The organism is Planomonospora corallina (genome assembly GCF_042650625.1).
GTDB lineage: Bacteria > Actinomycetota > Actinomycetes > Streptosporangiales > Streptosporangiaceae > Planomonospora_B > Planomonospora_B corallina.
Genome location: NZ_JBHSBM010000063.1, coordinates 1 through 2,075, shown reverse-complemented (window position 1 = coordinate 2,075; position 2,075 = coordinate 1). Strand labels below are relative to the sequence as shown.

The 2,075-nt window shown below is 74.8% G+C and carries 1 protein-coding gene; it reads right to left on the bottom strand.

Going from position 1 to position 2,075, the window contains the following annotated elements:
* Positions 1–1,999, bottom strand: a 1,999-nt coding sequence (locus tag ACFOWE_RS31550) for a lantibiotic dehydratase (RefSeq protein ID WP_377294332.1), incomplete at its 3' end; no start/stop codon positions are given.
* Positions 2,000–2,075: the final 76 nt, after the last annotated feature.

Genomic DNA, 2,075 nt, shown 5'->3' with positions numbered 1-2,075 from the left:
AGGTCTCCCGGGCGATCACCAGCCGGTCGATGGTGATCCGGGGGACATGGGGCGCGGGCGTGGTGAGCTTGAACGCGTCGACGGCGAGCCCGTTGAGCATCCCGGCGAACATCTCGATCAGCGGCCACCGGTGCCCGTCGGGCGCCGTGGCGACCAGCTCGCCGTCCTCGTCCGAGACCATGACCGAGGTCGCGGGCAGCAGCCGGTCCGGGTCGGCGCCCGGCGCCGCGGCGAACCCCAGCAGCCGATCGGTGACACCGGTCAGCGACGCCGCGACCCGCCCCGTGTGCCGGGGCCAGGTGCTGGGGTGCAGCAGCCGGACCCGGTGCTCGCCGACGTCGGCGGACAGCTCGTCGCGCAGCCGGTCGGCCTCGGGATGCCAGGCGGTGAAGAGGTCGGAGTCGAACGTCGGCCACGCCGCGTGCAGCTCGCCGAGGACCACCTGGTAGTCGCCGCGGTTGATCGCCTCGACGCCGGTGGCGCAGATCTGCAGGTCGGGGCTGTGCAACCGGGCGGTGGACCAGCCGGGCCGCCGGGCGGGGAAGAGCCGCGCCACCGCCTCGGCCAGGTCGGCGGCGGACAGCTGGACGCGCGTGCCGTTCTCCTCCAGGCCGAACAGGTTCTCCCAGCGCCGGGTGAACGCCTCGGCGACCTCGTCCGCGGGACGCCGCCCTTCACCCCAGAACAACCCCTGGGCCAGGAACATCAGGTCGGCCAGGTTCACCGGGGCGTCGGTGTCCTCCCGCAGGTCGTCGTAGAGCTCGCGCAACGCCGTCGTGTAGGCGTCGGCCAGCGCCGCGGTCAGCCAGCGGGCGGCGGTCAGCGTGATCGCGAGAGGTGCCGCGAGATCGTCCAGGAGGGCCGCGCCGACGGTGACGTCGAGGTCGCGGGTGGTGTCCTCGTAGCAGAGCGTGCGGCCGGCGTACATCTGCCCGTCGCGACGCCGGGGCGCGGCGCCGGTCAGCGCCGTGAACTCCTCGTCCAGCCCGGCCAGGGCACGCTTCAACGCCTCGGGATCGCCCGCCGCGGCGGCGACCGCCTCACGCGCCGCGCACAACCGGTCCAGCCCCGCCGAAGCCTCCTCCCGAAGCTCGAGATCGCCGATCGCGGCGATGCGGGCGCGGAGGGCCTCCTCGGCGTCACGGCCGATGGGCAGGGCGGCGTCCCAGGTGATGAGCTCGCGTTCCACCAGCCGCTCCAGCAGCAGGTAGCCGTCCTCGGGACGGGCCAGCTCTGCGACGACCCGGATGGCCGGGGTGCGGCCGTCGCAGCGGACCAGCACGGCCGCCTCGGCCGGGGACAGCGCCAGCGGCGGCTGCATCGGCCGCAGCAACGACCGCTCCCGCACGGTCAGATGCGGCAGCAGCATCGGCGGCCACCAGCGCCGCACCCGCGCATCGGCGGCCAGGTGGTCGGCGTAGGCGGCCAGCGCCCAGCCCTCCAGGAACACCCGCCGCTCACGCAGCAACCCGGATCCGGCCTGGACGTCCACCGCCCGCCCGGTGCCCGGGCCGCTGCCAGCACCCGGGCCGCTGCCAGCACCCGCACCGTCGCCGACAGCGGCACCCGCGCCGCCGACGCCGACCCAGCAGACCGGACCGAAGAAACCGATCGTCTCGTTCTTGGCGCAGTACCGCTGCCAGTAACGGACCACCGCCCGCTCACGGTCCCGCCGCCGCACATTGCGGCGAGCCTCCGGCCCCCCGGCGACGATCCCGTCCAACGCCACCAGCACCCCGGGGTTCTGCCAGGTCACCGCCTCACGGAACAACGGATCGGTGGCGATCTCCCAGATCCTCCTCGCCCCCGCCGCGACCGCCTCGGCCAGCGCCTTGTCGAACACCCCCGCCTCACCCCGGCCGGCCAGCAGCTCGTCGGCCGCCTCCGCCGCCGCCGGCGCCGCGAACGCCTCCAGCCCGTCGGCGGGAAAACCCGTGGTGCGCAGCAGCGCGTCCGACCACACCGCCCAGCCGGTCTCCCCCAGCCCCACCTTCGTCATCGCGCACCGCCTACGGTGCAGGGGTCGGTGATCTGCAGGCGGAGCTCGCTGAAGTAGCGCCTGCCCGCGTGGTCGG